This is a genomic window from Dyadobacter flavalbus, from assembly GCF_006149045.1.
In the GTDB taxonomy this organism is placed as follows: Bacteria; Bacteroidota; Bacteroidia; order Cytophagales; family Spirosomataceae; genus Dyadobacter; species Dyadobacter flavalbus.
In genome coordinates, this window is the sequence record NZ_VBSN01000049.1 from 161,181 (window position 1) to 178,132 (window position 16,952).

Consider the following 16,952-nt stretch of genomic DNA (forward strand, 5'->3'; position numbering starts at 1 on the left):
AAAAACAACCAAAAGTATGAGCAACTTCAAATTGAACAATACTTGCATAATATATAAACATATCTAAAAAACGGATTTCACAAGTAAGGTCTCATTTCGTGTAAAAACCTTTTTAATAAACTCCAACTGTTCCACTAAACCAAACATGTAAAACCAGAGACGCGATGACAAGAACAAGCTTTACCCTTAAACCATTTGTGAGATTTACATGCATGCAATTGCTTTTTGCATGTTTATGGATCGCTCACACGCATGCCGGCGTTGCATATGCCGTCGCAGACCGCCTGATTACAGGTAAAATCGTGGATGAAAAAGGCGAAGGATTACCCAGCGTGAGCGTGATACTGAAAGGTACGCAGCGCGGTACGACGTCTGATCTGGAAGGAAAATACAGCATTTCAGTTCCGGAGGAAGCGGCCACGCTGACTTTTTCATTTGTCGGATTTGCTTCACAGGAAGTTGTGGTCGGCAATCAGGCCACCATCGACATTACCCTGAAAACCGACCAGAAAGCGTTGGACGAAGTAATTGTTGTAGGTTATAATTCCCAGAGCAAGCGCAACATCATCAGCGCCGTTACGACCATTTCGGGAGAAACCATCAATAAACGGATTGCGACGGACCCGGTTACGTTACTTCAGGGACAGCTTCCCGGGTTGCAGGTGATTCAGAACTCGGGCGAGCCCGGCAATGAAGGTACCCAATTACGTATAAGGGGTACGGGTACGTTCAGCGGCGCGGGAAATGACCCGCTGGTGATCGTGGATGGACTTCCGGGAAACCTCAACATCATCAATCCGAACAACATTGAATCCGTCACGGTTTTGAAAGATGCTGCCTCGGCTGCTATTTACGGCGCAAGAGGGGCCAATGGCGTGATTCTGGTCAAAACAAAAAAAGGAAGCGGCGGCGGATTTGCATTTGGCTATAACTTCAACCTCGGTATTTCCAACCCGACAGCCATTCCCGAAACCATCGCGAATTCAGCAGAATACATGGAGCTTTCCAATGAAGCAAGGACCAATTCCAACCTGGCGCCTTTGTACACCCAATCCCAAATTGACCTGTACAGAAACGCTACCGACCGGGTAAAATATCCGAACCATAACTGGCTCGACGACCTTTTCCGGCCCGCCTATGTTAAAAACCATTATCTGAGTATGTCCGGCGGAAGCAAGGAAGGCACTACGTTCAATGTGGGTGTCGGAATTACCGATCAGCCGGGCGTCATGATCGGATTTGATTATAAAAAATACACGATGAACCTTGGCTTGTCCGCCAAAGTACATAAAAGAGTTACAATGGGTACCGACCTGCAGTTCCGTGTAGGTGACCAGAAAGCGCCGAGCAACGGAAGCACCGATATGTTCCTTTCCACCATGGCTCAATCGCCGCTTTATCCGCCGCAGACTGCCGATGGGAAATGGATCAAAAGAGCGTATCCCAACGAACTGGGAAATAAAAACACCATTGCAACGGTTTATGAAAACTCCACAACCAAAACAAAGGATTATTACGCACAGGGAAATATGTCGGTTGACATCGACATTGTGGACGGGCTCAGACTGGAAAACAGGGCGGGATTCAATTTTCAGAATACCCGAATCAGTACTTTCCGGCCTGTTGTTCCCACTTATTATTACAATGATTTAAGTGCGGCTGGCGGGCTGGATGTGGGAACGCCGGGGCTTACAGCGCAGCGGAACGATCTGGTTTACACGGTCTTTTACAGCCAGTTAAATTATAACAAAACGTTCGGAAGCCATACCTTGTCCGTACTTGGAGGATTTCAGCAGGAACAGAACCAGTCGAGCACACTTTCCGCTGCCAGAAGACAATTCCCGACAAACTCCCTGACCGAACTGGATGCCGGCCCGCTGGACGGACAAACCAATTCCGGAACTTCTGCACAATGGGCAATCCAGTCATTCTATGGAAACGCCAATTACAGTCTGTTGGATAAATATCTGCTCGGCGCAAGCGTACGTTACGACGGGACTTCGCGGCTGCCAAACGATACGCGCTGGGGCTTGTTTTACTCTTTTTCAGGAGGATGGCGTGTTTCCAAAGAGCAGTTTATGCAAAATATCAAATGGATCAACGACCTCAAACTCCGGGCATCGTGGGGACAGCTGGGTAACCAGAACATCGGAAATTATCCTTATCAGTCCACGCTGACCAACAGAAATTATGCTTTTGGAGGCATTTCAACAGGTTTTGCGGCCTCTGCTTTGGTAGATCCAAATCTGACTTGGGAAACGACCAGATCCGTGAATGCCGGTCTTGACCTGACAGCGTTCAATAACAAAATCACCTTTTCAGCCGATGTGTTCAACAAATATACTTTCGACATTTTGAGAAGTTCACAGGTTCCGCTCTGGCTCGGGCTCGATGCGCCGGTTATCAACAACGGAGCGGTGCGCAACAAAGGAATTGAACTTGCCTTGCAGTACAATGGCCGTGCAGGAAGTGACTTTACGTACTCCATCGGAGGAAATATCCAGGCTTACAAGAACATTCTCGAAGAATTCGGAAAGACAGAAATCAGCAGCAACACGATCCGGGAGGAAGGCCATGCGCTGGATGAATTCTACGTGTACATCTGGGACGGCATTTTCCAGAACCAGTCTGAAATTGACGCCTGGGCCAAGCAGCCGGTTACGCCTACCCCCGGTGATCTGAAGATCAGAGATATAAATGGTGACGGCATCATCAACGATCAGGACAGAACGTATCAGAAAGGCCGGTATCCGGCCATGCAGATGGGCCTCAACCTGTCGGCCAACTGGAAAGGATTTGACTTGTCGGCGCAGGTTTTCGGGTCGGTGGGACAGAAAATTTATGTAAACGGCTGGGGCATCGAGCCATTCAGGCAAGGTTCCGTACCGACAACAGACTGGAGAAATCGCTGGACGCCTTCCAATCCGACCAACTCGATGCCTAAAATATACGTGGCAGACGGCTATGCACCGGTTCAGAATTACAATTCGACCTATTTTCTCAAAGATGCTTCCTTTGTACGTCTGAAAAATGTTCAGATCGGATACAGTGTTCCAAAAAGCCTTCTTGACAAAATAAAAATCAATACGGTAAGATTGTACGTATCCGCAGACAATGTACTGACTGCAAGCAAATTTCCGGGCCTTGATCCGGAACGTGTAAACAGCGGCAATTATCTGGCTTATCCTCAAAACAGGACATTCACATTTGGTATCAACGCTCAATTCTAATCCTGACAACCATTTCAAGAGATGAAAAAATATATTAAAACCTTTGCTTCCGCATTACTTGTATCCACGCTTTCGCTCACATCCTGCAACGATGTGCTGGATGTAAGCCCGCCGGATAAACTCTCGACAGGTATTTTCTGGAAAACAGAATCGGATGCAGACCTTGCCCTGACAGGCCTGTATAATTACTTGTATGCTTCCGGCGGCGGTTACGCTACTTCCCAATATCAGGTTTTTGCCTGGGATACTTTCAGTGACGATGCGTACGGACAGTATAATTACGGCGGCGGCAATTCGGCCCTTTCTTCCGGCATTACCCCGCAGTCCGGCGACTTTGTACTGAATTACTATACCAATAATTACAAAGCCATTGCAGCAATCAACTCTTTTCTTGCGAACGTCGGCAAGGTTCTGACGGACGAAAAGCTGGCACGGTATCAGGGCGAAGCGTATTTCCTGCGCGCATTCAATTACTTCTGGCTTGCGCAGCTTTACGGCAACGTTGTAATCACGACCGAAGATCCGTTTACAATTGATTTCAAATCGACCCGGGCAAAATCGGAAAAAGCGGATGTATTGAAACTGATTGAAGAAGACCTTGCCAAAGCCATTGCCAGTTTGCCGGATAATGCCTACAAAGACGGACATGCCGTAAAGACAACCGCACAGGGTTATCTGGTACGTGTGCTGCTTTATGAAAAGAAATACGCCGAAGCGGCTGCACTGGCCAAAACCATTATCGCAGGTAACAAATATTCTTTGTGGCCGAATTATGCCGGCAACTTTTACAAGCCCGACCAGAACAGCAGCACCGAAATTATGTTTTCGGTTAAATATCTTCAGCCCAACTTGCTGCATCAGGATGTAGCCGTGGCCGTTTCCCTTCAGCGCTGGAAAGGCGAACAGGGAACGCAGGACCTGATCAACGAGTACGAAGCCATTGACGGCAAACCCATTGCAACCTCGGCGGTGTACAACCCTGCCAAACCGTTTGAAAACAGAGATCCGAGAATGCGTCAGACTTTCTTTTTTCCGGGAGACACCAAGGCGCAAGGCTGGCCGTTCACCGGAGACCTTTCGGTAGCTACGCCCGGAAAAGACAGCTGGACGGTAGGGTTTTATCCGGTAAAAAAATGGCTTGATCCCGCTCAGGTAAATCCGGATTACGGCGCTATCGACGACAATGACTTTGTGTTGCTGCGCTATGCGGATATTTTACTCATGTATGCCGAAGCCGAAAACGAAGCAAACGGCCCGGCCGCAGCTGTTGCTCCGGTGAACCTCGTGCGAAAAAGAGCGGGTATGCCGGCGTTGGCAGCGGGTGTTTCACAAAGTCAGTTGCGCGAGATGATCCGTCATGAAAGGCGTGTGGAATTCGCCATGGAAGGCCAGCGCTATTTTGACCTGAGAAGATGGGGAATTGCCGAGCAAAAGCTGAACGGCTTTGTTCAGAACCCGCTGGCTCCGACGATCAAGTCCAAATATGAAGCAAAATATGATCTGTGGCCGATTCCGCAAACTGAAATCGACCGCAATGCACCGGTACTGACGCAGAATCCCGGTTATTGATGAAAGAAATCATTTTATATGTAAAATAACCCAGGGAATGGAAAGCGGCATTCACAACGCTTTCCATTCCCTGAAAAACGAGTTTTATTTGCAACAAAAAATTTCAGCATGGATTTACATTTTGAGAATAAAGTCATCATTGTCACTGGCGGAGCCAAGGGAATCGGTGAAGGAATTACAAGGGTCCTGGCCGGAGAAGGCGCCATTCCCATAATAGTAGGAAGAAATATGGATGACAACCGGAAACTGGCGGACGAACTGACCGGCCAGGGTCTTCAGGCTTTTCCGGTGCAGGCGGAGCTGACGCAGCCGGAGGCTTGCGAAGAGGCGGTGAAAGAAGTACTGGCTGCATACGGCCGTATCGACGGTCTGGTTAATAACGCCGGCGTTAATGACGGTGTCGGACTGGAATCGGGAAGTTATGAAGGCTTCATTGCGTCGCTTCACAAAAATCTGGTGCATTATTATCTGATGGCGCATCATGCATTGCCTGCCTTGAAAGCATCAAAGGGTTCCATTGTCAATATCACTTCCAAAACGGCTGATACCGGTCAGGGCGGCACATCCGCTTATGCGGCATCGAACGGCGGACGCAACGCGCTGACACGTGAATGGGCTGTTGAACTTTTGCCTTACGGCATCCGCGTAAACGCCGTGGTTGTAGCCGAATGCTGGACACCGCTTTACGAACGCTGGATCGAAATGCTTCCGAACCCGCAACAGAAACTGGCCTCCATTACCGCAAATATTCCGCTGGAAAAGCGCATGACCACAGCCGAAGAAATAGCCAACATGACGGTTTTTCTACTGTCCGACAAATCCAGCCATACAACCGGCCAGCTTATTTATGTAGACGGCGGTTATGTGCATCTGGATCGTGCGCTTGAATATTGACCTTTACTTACAGGATTACATAAACAGGATTACATAAACTGATTTTTACACGCTGAAATTACGCTTTACACGATTATGAAAACACTGGTTTGCGAGGCACCCGGAAATTTTGTTTATCAGGATTCAGACATGCCTTCCTTAACGGAAAACCACACCATTTTAAAAATAAAAAACATCGGCATTTGCGGAACCGACCTGCACGCATTTGAAGGAAAACAGCCTTTTTTCAATTATCCCAGAATTCTTGGGCATGAACTTGCCGGCGAAATCGCAGCGACCGATGCCGAGGGTTTTTCCGTTGGCGATGCGGTTACTTTCCTGCCCTATTTCAACTGCGGCCATTGCATCGCATGCCGGAAAGGCAAAACAAACTGCTGTACCCGGATGAAAGTATTCGGCGTGCATATAGACGGCGGCATGTCGGAATATGTTTCCATTCCTTCAGACAAACTGGTTCATTCGCAAGGCCTTACGTTTGAGCAACTGGCGCTTGTGGAACCGCTGGCTATCGGCGCACATGCCATTCAGCGTGCCGGGGTTTCTGCTGACGATACCGTTCTGGTCATGGGCGCCGGCCCGATCGGCCTGGGCGTAATGGAATTTGCAAGGATTGCAGGCGCCCGGGTTATTGCGCTGGATATCAATGAAAAACGGCTGAATTTTTCCGAAGAAAAAATCAGGGTACCGCATTGTATCAATGGATTGACCCAAAATGTGTCCGAAGAGCTGGCAAAAATAACGGACGGCGATATGCCGACGGTTGTGATCGACGCTACGGGAAACCTGAAAGCCATTAATACAGGATTTCAGTATATTTCACACGGCGGAAAATACGTTCTGGTTGGCCTGCAGGGCGGAGAAATCAGTTTTATTCATCCCGAATTCCACAAGCGCGAAGCCACTTTGATGAGCAGCCGGAACGCTGTAAGGCCCGATTTCGAATATGTCATAAAATGCATCAAAAACGGATGGATTGATCCCGAAAACTACATTACGCACCGCGTCGCTTTCGGTGAAGTCAAAACTGATTTTGAAAGCTGGCTCGATCCGGCAACAGGCGTTATCAAAGCAATGGTTTCATTAAAATGACCTTTTGCCGCCATGTTTAACAAATATCAAATCCTAATTCCCGCTTGAATGAAAATAATCAAAAAAACAGTTTTTCCCGCATTGGTCACAATGCTGTCATTCAGCTCGTTTGCACAAAAAACGGCTGATCTGAAGTTATGGTACAATCAGCCTGCAAGCCAGTGGGTGGAAGCTTTGCCGGTCGGGAACGGGCACATTGGCGCCATGGTTTTCGGCGGCGTGGAACAGGAGCTTTTACAACTCAATGAAAGTACGCTATGGTCAGGAGGGCCGGTAAAAACAAATGTAAATCCTGCTTCCGCGTCGTATCTGCCACAAGTCAGAACGGCACTTCTGCAGGAAGGCGATTATCAGAAAGCCAATGAACTGCTCAAAAAAATGCAGGGGCTTTACACCGAATCCTACATGCCGATGGGCGACCTCAAAATTGTCCAGGACCTGAAAGCTCAGAAACCCACCGATTATTACCGCGACCTCGACATCGCCAATTCGGTTGCAACAACCCGTTTTACAGCCGGCGGTGTCGTTTATAAAAGAGAAATTTTCACTTCTGCGCCGGATAACATTCTTGTGATCCGGATTTCGGCATCCAGTCCAAAACAGCTGAATTTTACCGTATCCGCAAACAGTCCGCTGCGTTACAAGCGCGAAGCAACTGCATCCAAAGAGCTGGTGATCAATGGAAAAGCACCTGCACACGTCAATCCGAACTATTATAATCCGCCCGGTCAGGAGCCGATCATTTACGAAGACCCAAACGGCTGCAACGGCACCCGCTTCCAGTTCAGGATGAAAGCCGTGAGTAAAGACGGCGTTATTGTAACGGACACGTCCGGAATCCATGTAAGCAACGCGAGCGAGGTATTCGTGTACTTGTCGGCAGCAACGAGCTTCAACGGTTTTGATAAATGTCCCGACAAAGAGGGCAAGGATGAAAAGTCGCTGGCAAAAAGTTATCTGGACAAGGCGCTGGCCAAATCCTATGCTGTTTTGAAAAAGCGTCATCAGGATGATTTCCGTACTTATTTCAACCGCGTTACTTTCGATGTAACGGACAGCACGGCAAATAACCCGAATGTAAAACTGCCTTCCGACGAACGCCTGATGGCTTATTCCAGGGGAAGTTACGATCCCGGCCTCGAGACACTTTATTATCAGTATGGCCGCTATCTCCTGGTTTCATCGTCACGCGCGGCTTTGCCCGGCGTTCCGGCCGGTCCGCCAGCGAATCTGCAGGGTATCTGGAACAAGGAAATGCGGGCGCCGTGGAGTTCCAATTATACCATCAACATCAATACCCAGATGAATTACTGGCCTTCGGAAGTCACGAACCTGTCGGAAATGCATACGCCTTTGCTTTCCTGGATCAAAGATCTTTCGCAGACCGGCAAAGTCACTGCCAGGGAATTCTATGGCACAAAGGGCTGGGTTGCACACCATAATGCCGATATCTGGGGACAGTCAAATCCGGTAGGAAACGTCGGGGACGGCGATCCGCTCTGGGCAAACTGGTATATGGGCGGAAACTGGCTTTCGCAGCATTTGTGGGAACATTACCGTTTTACCGGAGATAAAATGTTTTTGAAGGAAAAAGCATACCCAATCATGAAAGAAGCCGCTTTGTTTACGCTGGACTGGCTTGTGGAAGACAAGGACGGCTTTCTGGTTACGGCTCCATCTACATCGCCGGAAAACAAATTCAAAGATCCGAAAGGCGGCGAAGCAGCCGTTTCCATCGCCACGACCATGGATATGTCCATCATTTACGATCTTTTTTCCAACCTCATTGAAGCGGCGGATGTACTGGGCAATGACCCGGAATTTAAAAAACTGCTCGTTGAAAAACGCGCCAGACTTTACCCGCTGAAAATAGATAAAAGAGGCAGGATTCAGGAATGGTACAAGGATTTTGAAGAAACTGATACGTTGCACCGCCATGTATCGCATTTGTTCGGGCTTCATCCCGGACGCCAGATTTCACAGGATACGCCGGAATTCTTTCAGGCCGCAAAGAAAACGCTGGAAGTTCGGGGAGATCATGGAACGGGATGGAGTAAAGGCTGGAAAATCAATTTCTGGGCCAGACTGCTGGATGGCGATCATGCCTACACGCTTATCCGTCAGCTGATGAGGTATACCAATGAAAATAAAGGAGATTACAAAGGCGGCGGCACATATCCGAATTTCTTTGATGCACATCCTCCTTTCCAGATCGACGGAAATTTTGCCGGAACAGCCGGTATGTCCGAAATGCTGATCCAGAGCCATCTGAAAGAGATTTACCTTTTGCCTGCATTGCCTTCCGCCTGGAAAAACGGCCGGATCAAAGGACTTCGTGCAAGGGGCGGATTCGAGGTGGACATGGACTGGAAAAACGGAAAACTGACCGGCTCGGTTATAAAATCGCTGAACGGGGAACCGTGCATTATCAAGACCAATACGCCTGTAAAAGTAACCGGCATAGCTTCCACAACGGAGAAAACAGATTCCGGCTATATCAGTAAATTCCAGACGGAGAAAGGAAAAAGTTACAGGATTGTGGGTGAAATGTGAGAAGGCTGGTGCAAGATGTTTTTGATGGAATATCTTGGCCGATATTGAATATAATTCCTGAATCAGCTTTTACAGAAAAAACAGAATTACTTGTTTTCTCAAAGTTGATTCAGGAATTTTTATTTTAGAATACGAATCCTTTTAATACTTTAAAAATGTTAATAGCGGCCAAAAGACCGGCAACCTTACTCCTGCTGTTCCGGTTTTAGTTCCGGAATGGTCCACGCCGTTTTACGGCCGGCGCTCTCTTCTCTTATTTTCCTGACCTCTTCGGCAGTTACAACCGGCGAAGAAATTTTTCTCACCGGAAAGCCGGATTCATTGCTGGTTGCCGCGGGTGCCATTCCCGGAATTTCTCCTTTTTTTCTTGGAGGTCTGCCGCCGAAATCGTGACGGATGTAGCTGACGACAGAAGCAATCCATTCGTCGCTGTTTGCTTCCATAACGGGCATAATGCTTGTATATTCCTTGCCTTCAACCGGCCCGGTAAGACCTTTGAGCACGATGCGGATCAGGTTATTCTTTTCTGTAAATTCCAGTCGGGGCGAGCCGGCGAGCGGAGGCGCAGCCATACCTGCTCCGCCGATGGCCAGTCCTTTGGCATCTGCTCCGTGACAGCTTGCGCACAACGATTTGAAAATGCCGGCTCCATTGATAATCAGCTTTCTGGACGCTTCGTCCATTTGTCCCAGCCTGCTTCCGAATGTCCGTACGTTTTCATTTTTGTCGAGGGCGGTTTTTGTTGCCAGCAGCATTTCATGCGATTGTCCATTTTCCAGGATTTGGTTCACGATCGTCTTCGCCTGCTCAGACTTGCTGTTATACAATGACAGCAGCAACTGCACCCGCACATCGTCATCGGTATCCTGCACCAGCTTTCCGGCGTGTTCGAGCAGGACAGGATTGCCGGATCGCAAAAGCGGCTCGCTGATCCAGACAGCCGTTTTTCTCACCCGTGCATCCGGATCGTTCATCGCTGTGGCAAGCAGATCCGTATCAATCGATTGCATTCCTTCCAAAGTCCACAATGCGTGTATTTTTGCAAGATGTCCGGTTTCTTTTCCTGCAACAGTCCGCTTGCCTGCTGCAATTTCCTTCAATGCAGGAACAACGGACTGATCAGCGCGGGTAATCAGCTCTTTCTGTGCATTGTCGCGCCACCAGCCATTGGCATGTCCCAGATAAGCCAGCAGTTCGGCAGGTTTCTGGTTTAACATTTTTGGTTTTTCAACTCGTTTGGAACCCTCATGCACAATGCGGTAAATGCGTCCGTGCCCCACATTTGCGGCAAGGCCGAGGCTGTCAATTTTTTGTCTCAGATAAGATCCCGGCTGCGTCCAGTTGCCCTGCTGAATGATTCCGCGGTGCATATCCACAATGTACAGATGGCCGTCCGGCCCCGTAGCCGAATTGACCGGCCTGAAATTCATATCCGAAGACGACAGAAATTCCTTGTTCTGATATACATTCCGAAGGGTGGTCTTTCCATTCTGATGCACCACTTCTGCCCGCCTTACAGCCCTTGCCACGGGTTCGCAGACGAGGTAATCGCCGGAGAAATCAGCCGGAAACTGATCGCCTCTGTAAATGGATTGCCCGGTCGGGGCTGTAAAATGGTTCAGTGTCTGGTTGGGACGCAGCCTTGGAAGTCCGCCCTGTACGTCCGGTGTGGCAATGATCGGCCACACTTCTGCGAATGCTGCATTGTACTGGTCCGGAAAGTCCAGCGTTCCGTATTTCGGGTTGATCTGGAAGCCCAGTGCCGGAATTTCACCGCCCGCCCGTGAATAGAAGAGCCGGCCATAATCATCGTGCGTCATGCCCCACTGTCCGCTCGATCCGCTTACGATTGTATCTGCAAGCATTTTGCCATTCGTATACCTGAAACGCACGGCATCATAAGTAAGGTACATCCAGTTGTCGAGGTTCCAGTCCAGACCGCTCCGCTGATGTTCCATGTTCATGTCATTGACCACGTATTTGTCATTCCGGTAAACAGGGATTTTAACATCCGCTTTTCCGTCGCCGTTTGTGTCGCGGTAACTGTACATGTCAATGGTATTGCTTTCATTTACAAGCAACTCATTTCCGACGGGCTGCATCATTCTGGGAAGCAGCAGGCTGTCAATAAAAACAGTGCTTTTGTCCATGACGCCGTCACCATCGGTATCTTCCAGCAGTGAAATCCGGCTGGTTTTTTCCTGCTCGTGCGACGCATCGGCATCCTGCATATACGTGCGCATTTCCATTACAAACATTCTTCCGTTGCCGTCCCAGGCAATTGCAACCGGCTCCTTGATCATTGGCTCACTGGCAACAAGCTGCAAACGATAGCCCGGCGGAAGATGCATGGTCTGCATGCTTTCCTTTGGAGACAAAAATGTACTGGCCGGGTCCGGTTTGAATTCCGGAATCTTGAAGTCTTGAGATACAGCGCTTTTTTTTACCCCCGAACAATTGTAAATCAGTGAAGAAATAAATATCAGTCCCAAAAACGCTATTGTGCTTTTCATACGCATAGGAATCATTGCAGGCTTGTTGCAGGTTAAAGAGCCAGAATTTCTTGTCAGCTTACCAAAGCACCAGATCAGCAGAAACTAATGATATTGCTAAAAGAAACAAGAAAAATCCAAAGCCCCTTCCTCCTCTTCCCTTCCTCCCTTCACCCCTTCCTCCCCAAAAACTACTTCTTCAAAGAAAGCAACCCGCCGATCAGTTCTTCATTGAACCCGCCTATCGTGGTGCGGTGCAGTAAATCGGATATCTGGCCGCGAATGGATTTGAACTGGTCGTGCAACGGACAAGGGTTGATTTCCGAGCATTGTTTCAATCCCAGCGCACAGCCGTGAAAAAGTCCTTGACCATCCACTGCCTCTACAATGTCGCTCAATGGTCTGGCGAGTGAATCCGCATCCACGTAAAATCCGCCGTTCGGACCCTTTACGGAACGGATCAGTCCTTTTCTGCTGAGATCCTGAAGAATTTTGGCCAGATACAGTTCCGGCGAATCAATGCCGGCTGCAATATCTTTGAGTCCTGCCCGGTCGCCGGAAGCCGATTTATGCGCGATGTAAAACACAGCGCGGATTGCATACTCGCATGTTTTGGAAAATATGGCCATTGTATTTGATAGTAGAAACAAAGTTAAAAATAATAAAAGGATATTCTTGTCCTTTATTCAATAAATACCCACCTTTACATAAAGGATAAAAAGATATTTATATATTAAATTATAGCAATGACAAACGAGCAAAAAGAACTGGTAAAAGGAACCGTTCCCGTTTTGAAAGAACATGGCGTGGCTTTAACCACTTATTTCTACAACCGGATGCTTACACAAAACCCGGAATTAAAGAATGTATTCAACAGTGCCAACCAGCACACCGGCGCACAGCCCACTGCTCTGGCCTTGTCCGTACTGGCTTATGCAGAGCACATCGACAACCCTTCCGTACTGGCATACGCTGTGAACCGCATCGCCAACAAACACGTAAGCCTGGATATAAGGCCGGAACATTATGCCATTGTAGGCAAACATCTGCTGGCTTCCATCCGTGAAGTGCTGGGTGAAGCCGCAAGTCCTGCGCTGATTGATGCGTGGGCCGAAGCATACGGACAGCTTGCCGAAATCATGATCGGCGCGGAAGCCGGACTGTACAGCAACTCCGTAGCAAAAGAAGGCGGATGGAGCGGCTGGCGCCCGTTTGTGGTGAAACAAAAAGTAAAAGAATCGCAGGAAATCACTTCTTTTTACCTGTACCCTTCCGACGAAGGCCATGTCGCCGCTTTCCTTCCCGGACAGTATATTACGGTTCGGTTATTTGTACCCGAACTCCACGTGTTTCAGCCGCGGCAGTATAGTATTTCGTGTGCGCCCAATGGCAGATATTACCGGATTTCAGTAAAAAGGGAGCACGGCCATCCGGATCGTCCGGAAGGCTATGTAAGCAATCTGCTGCATGAACAGATTCAGGAAGGAACTGTTATCGAGGTTTCGCCTCCGTCCGGTGACTTTGTTCTGGATCTTGACGATACCAATCCGGTTGTATTTATCAGCGGCGGTGTCGGGCTTACCCCGTTTATGAGTATGCTGGAATATATGACCGGATCCGGCAAAAACAGACCGGTAACCTGGATTCATGGCTGCCGAGGATACGAAGTACATGCATTCAGGGACACGGTAAAGGAACTGGGCAGCAAACATGGCACCATGTCCGTGCATACTTTTTATGACAAAATGGAGAATAACACGGAAGACAACTACTATGAAGGCTATGTTGATCTGTGCAGGATAAAAGATGCCATCGTTCCGGATGCAGCGTATTACATCTGCGGTCCGGGCGTATTTATCAAAAAGCACTTTGCCTATCTGTGTGCTCAGGGCATTGATCCACAGGCTATTCACTTTGAGGAGTTCGGACCTGCCGTTCTGGTGATGTAATAAAACAGCAAAAGCCCGTTACGGGCTTTTGCTGTTTTATTTGTAAAGCCGTAGCAACTCCGGAAATCAAACTTCCGAAAAACGGTTTTTTAGCTTACAGTATTATGGACAGCAGGCTTGTAGGTATATACCGAATAAGGGAAAATATACTGCGCAACGGCCCACGAAATCAGACTGGCAACGGCAATCGGGATGAAAAGCACGTAATTGTCAGCAATTGCGCAAACCAGGAAGATGGATGTGAGCGGCGCATGAATGCTTACACTTAAAACCGCCGCCATTCCGATCACAATAAAATTCAGCGGAATCAGTCCCAGCCCGAAAAAATGGTTTAATGTTACACAAACGATCATGCCCAGAAATGCGCCGATAAACAGACTGGGTGCAAATACTCCGCCATCACCTCCGACGCCCAACGTTACAGAAGTGACCAAAGGTTTCAGCAAAAGCACCAGAAGCATGGGCAGCATCACGGCAAGGGCGGGCAACGGCCGAGAAGCAGCGATGGTTTTTATACCGGCATAACCTTCGCCGTACAAACTCGGAAAAGCATACAGGATGACAGAAATGGCCAGTGAGCCGCCTATGATTTTCAGGTATTCATTGGAAATGGACTGAAAGAATTTTTTATAAAAGAGCACGCACTTTGTGAGATAAACCGCATTGAAACCTGCTATAACCCCCAGTAAAACCATGTACGGCAAAGCCGAAGCATTCCAGTTTGATATATTAAAGTGAAAAATCTGTTTGTAAAAGAAATAGTTGGTCAGCAAAGAGGAAGCCAGCACGGCAGTAATGACCGAAACGGTATGCAGCTTGCTTTTTCTTTTTGTAAAAACCTCAAAAGCAAACAGAAACCCGGCAACCGGCGCATTAAAAAGAGCCGTTACGCCTGCCGCCAGCCCGGCACAGACCAGGTCCGTTTTATACTTATGCAGAAAGCCCGCCTTTCTGCTGGAAAGCGCACCGATAGCCGCCGTAGAAACTACGGTAGAAACCTCGATGCCCGTTGAACCGCCGAAAATAACGGTCAGAAAACCGTTCAGATAATGAGACGGGATTTTGTAGGCAGGCAGGGAATTTGACTTTTTATTGACCACATCCAGTACTTCCTTAATGCCTTTGTTTGCTTTATTTTTAAATAAAAAACGTCTCAGCAAATGGATCAGGGAAAGTCCGGCCAGCGGCAGCAGAAAAACGAGATACTGCTCTTCATGCAGCTTTTCAAGGAACTGCTCTTCATAATGTTCGGTTATTACTTTGAGAGAATCTGCCAGCAGGGCGGACAGCACTCCTGTAAATGCAGCAGCAGCCAGGACGCCGCCGACTCTTCTGATTTTTAATACCTGATAATAAGTAAGTTTCATGCGATAATTGTAATAAAAACAGACTTTTGCAAAAGAATCGGCAAATGAAGCGTATAAGCCTGGCAGTTGCGCAGAGAAAACTTTAAAACCGGCTTTCCCACTTTTACAGATTGTACCTTCTGAAAAACGAATGGCCGCCCTGAATAGTTTCTGACAAGGATTGCATGCCAGCTTCAATCCAACGGCTTTGACAGCATGCAGGCTCCGCATATCGCATTTCACGGGCATGCAGACGGGATTACAACGGTGACTTTTACACAATACCCTGCCGGATCCAATCCGTAATTTCTTTAATTTAATGACTTGTACATATGAATTCAAAATCTAAAACTCCGTTTAACCTCTCCAATGAAATTAAAAATGCCGTATTGATCCTTCTGGGAATCCTCTCGGCCAGTATGGGCCTGAAAGGGTTTTTGTTGTCCAGTCATTTCATTGATGGCGGCGTAACGGGTATTTCCATGCTGCTCACGCATATTTTCGGCATTCCGCTGCCTTACCTGCTGATCGTTATCAATCTGCCGTTCATCTTTATGGGTTACAAATTTATGGGAAAGACATTTGCCATTAAAAGTGCGCTGGCCATTATCGGCTTGTCTGTATGCCTTGCCACCATTTCGTTTCCCGACATTACGCCCGACAAATTGCTGACGGCCATTTTCGGCGGAGTTTTTATCGGTGTAGGAATTGGGCTGGCCATGCGCGGCGGGGCTGTTCTGGACGGAACCGAAATTGCAGCCATGCTCGTCAGTAAAAGCACCCAGATCCTGAAAGTAAGCGACGTGATCCTGATTGTTAACATCATCATATTTGCCACCGCAGCCTTTTTCCTGGGTATTGAAGTAGCCCTTTATTCGATTCTGACCTATTTTGCCGCTGCCAAAATGATTGACTTTCTGCTGCACGGCATTGAACAGTACACCGGCGTAACGATTATTTCAGAGCAAAGCGAAAACATCCGTCAGGTTATTACCGAAAAGCTGGGCCGCGGCGCAACGATTTATCAGGGAAAAAGAGGTTACGGCAAACGCGGCGACCGCAACATCAACATGGACATTATTTTTACGGTTGTTACCCGGCTGGAGATCCCGCAGCTCCGGAAGGAAATCAAACTGCTGGACGCGCAGGCCTTCATTATTCAGCATAGCATCGATGATACGGAAGGCGGCATGATCAAGAAAAGACCGTTGCATTAGCATACAAATACCGCAGATGCTTTGCAAAAAGCAGCCGCTTATTTGCTGTTTATAAAAAAAGGACGCCTTTGCGAAGACGTCCTTTTTTATGCATAAGTTTCAAGCCGGCATGGTGCCGCTCAGGCCGAAAATGAGCTGTTTGGCCAGTTGCAGCAACTCATTTATTTTGGTCGGTTTTAAAAAATAATTTGCTGCACCAAGCTTTTTTGCCGATTCCATTAATTCCGATTTACTGGATGTAGATACCATAACAGCCGGTATGGCAGCCAGGTCGGGAATGCCGCGTAATCTGGCCAGTGTTTCCAGACCGTTCATTTTCGGCATGTTAACGTCCAGGATAATCAGGCTTTGCTGCGTCGGGGCATCGGATTGCAGAATATCCAGAAGTTCCTTACCATCCTCTGCCTCAATGATTTCAATGCTCGGATCAATGCTTTTGATTGCATCTATCAATAACATGCGATCATCATAGTCATCATCTGCCAAATATAACGTCTTGCTTTTTACCATTTACGAAGATAAACATTTTCGTAATCTACCAAACCGATAGATAAATTTAGCAAACAAATTTAATCAACACGCTGCAAGAATTTCCGGGCCGCTTTACTCGTAA

The 16,952-nt window shown here is 48.0% G+C and carries 11 protein-coding genes; 7 read left to right on the top strand and 4 right to left on the bottom strand.

The features are described 5' to 3' along the window. The first annotated feature begins 164 nt into the window (after positions 1 to 164). The 5 genes from FEM33_RS16600 to FEM33_RS16620 all read left to right on the top strand — a co-directional run bounded on the left by FEM33_RS16600 (position 165) and on the right by FEM33_RS16620 (position 9,335). Positions 165 to 3,230, top strand: a complete 3,066-nt coding sequence (locus FEM33_RS16600) for a SusC/RagA family TonB-linked outer membrane protein (RefSeq protein WP_139013118.1) — start codon at positions 165 to 167, stop codon at positions 3,228 to 3,230. A gap of 21 nt (positions 3,231 to 3,251) precedes the next feature. Beyond that, entirely contained in the window at positions 3,252 to 4,799 is a 1,548-nt protein-coding gene (locus tag FEM33_RS16605) for a RagB/SusD family nutrient uptake outer membrane protein (protein WP_139013119.1), read from the top strand. Between the two features lie 108 nt (positions 4,800 to 4,907). After that, positions 4,908 to 5,693: an L-fucose dehydrogenase gene (locus tag FEM33_RS16610; protein WP_139013120.1), complete on the top strand. Its 786-nt coding sequence runs from the start codon at positions 4,908 to 4,910 to the stop codon at positions 5,691 to 5,693. A 75-nt stretch (positions 5,694 to 5,768) separates the two neighbouring features. Beyond that, entirely contained in the window at positions 5,769 to 6,782 is a 1,014-nt protein-coding gene (locus tag FEM33_RS16615; protein ID WP_139013121.1) for a zinc-binding alcohol dehydrogenase family protein, read from the top strand. A 48-nt stretch (positions 6,783 to 6,830) separates the two neighbouring features. Next, positions 6,831 to 9,335, top strand: a complete 2,505-nt coding sequence (locus FEM33_RS16620) for a glycoside hydrolase family 95 protein (RefSeq protein WP_139013122.1) — start codon at positions 6,831 to 6,833, stop codon at positions 9,333 to 9,335. A 185-nt stretch (positions 9,336 to 9,520) separates the two neighbouring features. Here the strand turns inward: FEM33_RS16620 and FEM33_RS16625 are convergent, their stop codons facing one another. Continuing rightward, positions 9,521 to 11,848 (bottom strand): DUF7133 domain-containing protein, encoded by a 2,328-nt coding sequence (locus tag FEM33_RS16625; protein ID WP_139013123.1) that lies wholly within the window; start codon positions 11,846 to 11,848, stop codon positions 9,521 to 9,523. 170 nt (positions 11,849 to 12,018) lie between these two features. Continuing rightward, the gene (locus tag FEM33_RS16630; RefSeq protein ID WP_139013124.1) at positions 12,019 to 12,456 is read right to left on the bottom strand and encodes an RrF2 family transcriptional regulator; all 438 of its coding nucleotides are present in this window, start codon (positions 12,454 to 12,456) and stop codon (positions 12,019 to 12,021) included. A 117-nt stretch (positions 12,457 to 12,573) separates the two neighbouring features. On the opposite strand from FEM33_RS16630, the gene hmpA reads away from it, so the two are divergent. Continuing rightward, on the top strand, positions 12,574 to 13,776 hold the full coding sequence (hmpA, locus tag FEM33_RS16635; RefSeq protein ID WP_139013125.1) for an NO-inducible flavohemoprotein: 1,203 nt from the start codon (positions 12,574 to 12,576) through the stop codon (positions 13,774 to 13,776). Between the two features lie 89 nt (positions 13,777 to 13,865). On the opposite strand, the gene FEM33_RS16640 is transcribed toward hmpA, so the two are convergent. Beyond that, positions 13,866 to 15,143: a chloride channel protein gene (locus FEM33_RS16640; RefSeq protein WP_139013126.1), complete on the bottom strand. Its 1,278-nt coding sequence runs from the start codon at positions 15,141 to 15,143 to the stop codon at positions 13,866 to 13,868. 311 nt (positions 15,144 to 15,454) lie between these two features. Between FEM33_RS16640 and FEM33_RS16645 the strand changes: the two genes are divergently transcribed. After that, positions 15,455 to 16,339 (top strand): YitT family protein, encoded by an 885-nt coding sequence (locus FEM33_RS16645; RefSeq protein ID WP_139013127.1) that lies wholly within the window; start codon positions 15,455 to 15,457, stop codon positions 16,337 to 16,339. A 99-nt stretch (positions 16,340 to 16,438) separates the two neighbouring features. Here the strand turns inward: FEM33_RS16645 and FEM33_RS16650 are convergent, their stop codons facing one another. Next, entirely contained in the window at positions 16,439 to 16,849 is a 411-nt protein-coding gene (locus tag FEM33_RS16650) for a response regulator (RefSeq protein WP_139013128.1), read from the bottom strand. Positions 16,850 to 16,952: the final 103 nt, after the last annotated feature.

Excerpts from the sequence above, each read along its gene's own strand:
- hmpA (WP_139013125.1), top strand. The coding sequence starts at position 12,574 with ATGACAAACGAGCAAAAAGAACTGGTAAAAGGAACCGTTCCCGTTTTG.
- FEM33_RS16605 (WP_139013119.1), top strand. The coding sequence starts at position 3,252 with ATGAAAAAATATATTAAAACCTTTGCTTCCGCATTACTTGTATCCACG.
- FEM33_RS16645 (WP_139013127.1), top strand. The coding sequence starts at position 15,455 with ATGAATTCAAAATCTAAAACTCCGTTTAACCTCTCCAATGAAATTAAA.
- FEM33_RS16600 (WP_139013118.1), top strand. The coding sequence starts at position 165 with ATGACAAGAACAAGCTTTACCCTTAAACCATTTGTGAGATTTACATGC.
- FEM33_RS16620 (WP_139013122.1), top strand. The coding sequence starts at position 6,831 with ATGAAAATAATCAAAAAAACAGTTTTTCCCGCATTGGTCACAATGCTG.
- FEM33_RS16625 (WP_139013123.1), bottom strand. The coding sequence starts at position 11,848 with ATGAAAAGCACAATAGCGTTTTTGGGACTGATATTTATTTCTTCACTG.
- FEM33_RS16630 (WP_139013124.1), bottom strand. The coding sequence starts at position 12,456 with ATGGCCATATTTTCCAAAACATGCGAGTATGCAATCCGCGCTGTGTTT.
- FEM33_RS16610 (WP_139013120.1), top strand. The coding sequence starts at position 4,908 with ATGGATTTACATTTTGAGAATAAAGTCATCATTGTCACTGGCGGAGCC.
- FEM33_RS16650 (WP_139013128.1), bottom strand. The coding sequence starts at position 16,849 with ATGGTAAAAAGCAAGACGTTATATTTGGCAGATGATGACTATGATGAT.
- FEM33_RS16640 (WP_139013126.1), bottom strand. The coding sequence starts at position 15,143 with ATGAAACTTACTTATTATCAGGTATTAAAAATCAGAAGAGTCGGCGGC.
- FEM33_RS16615 (WP_139013121.1), top strand. The coding sequence starts at position 5,769 with ATGAAAACACTGGTTTGCGAGGCACCCGGAAATTTTGTTTATCAGGAT.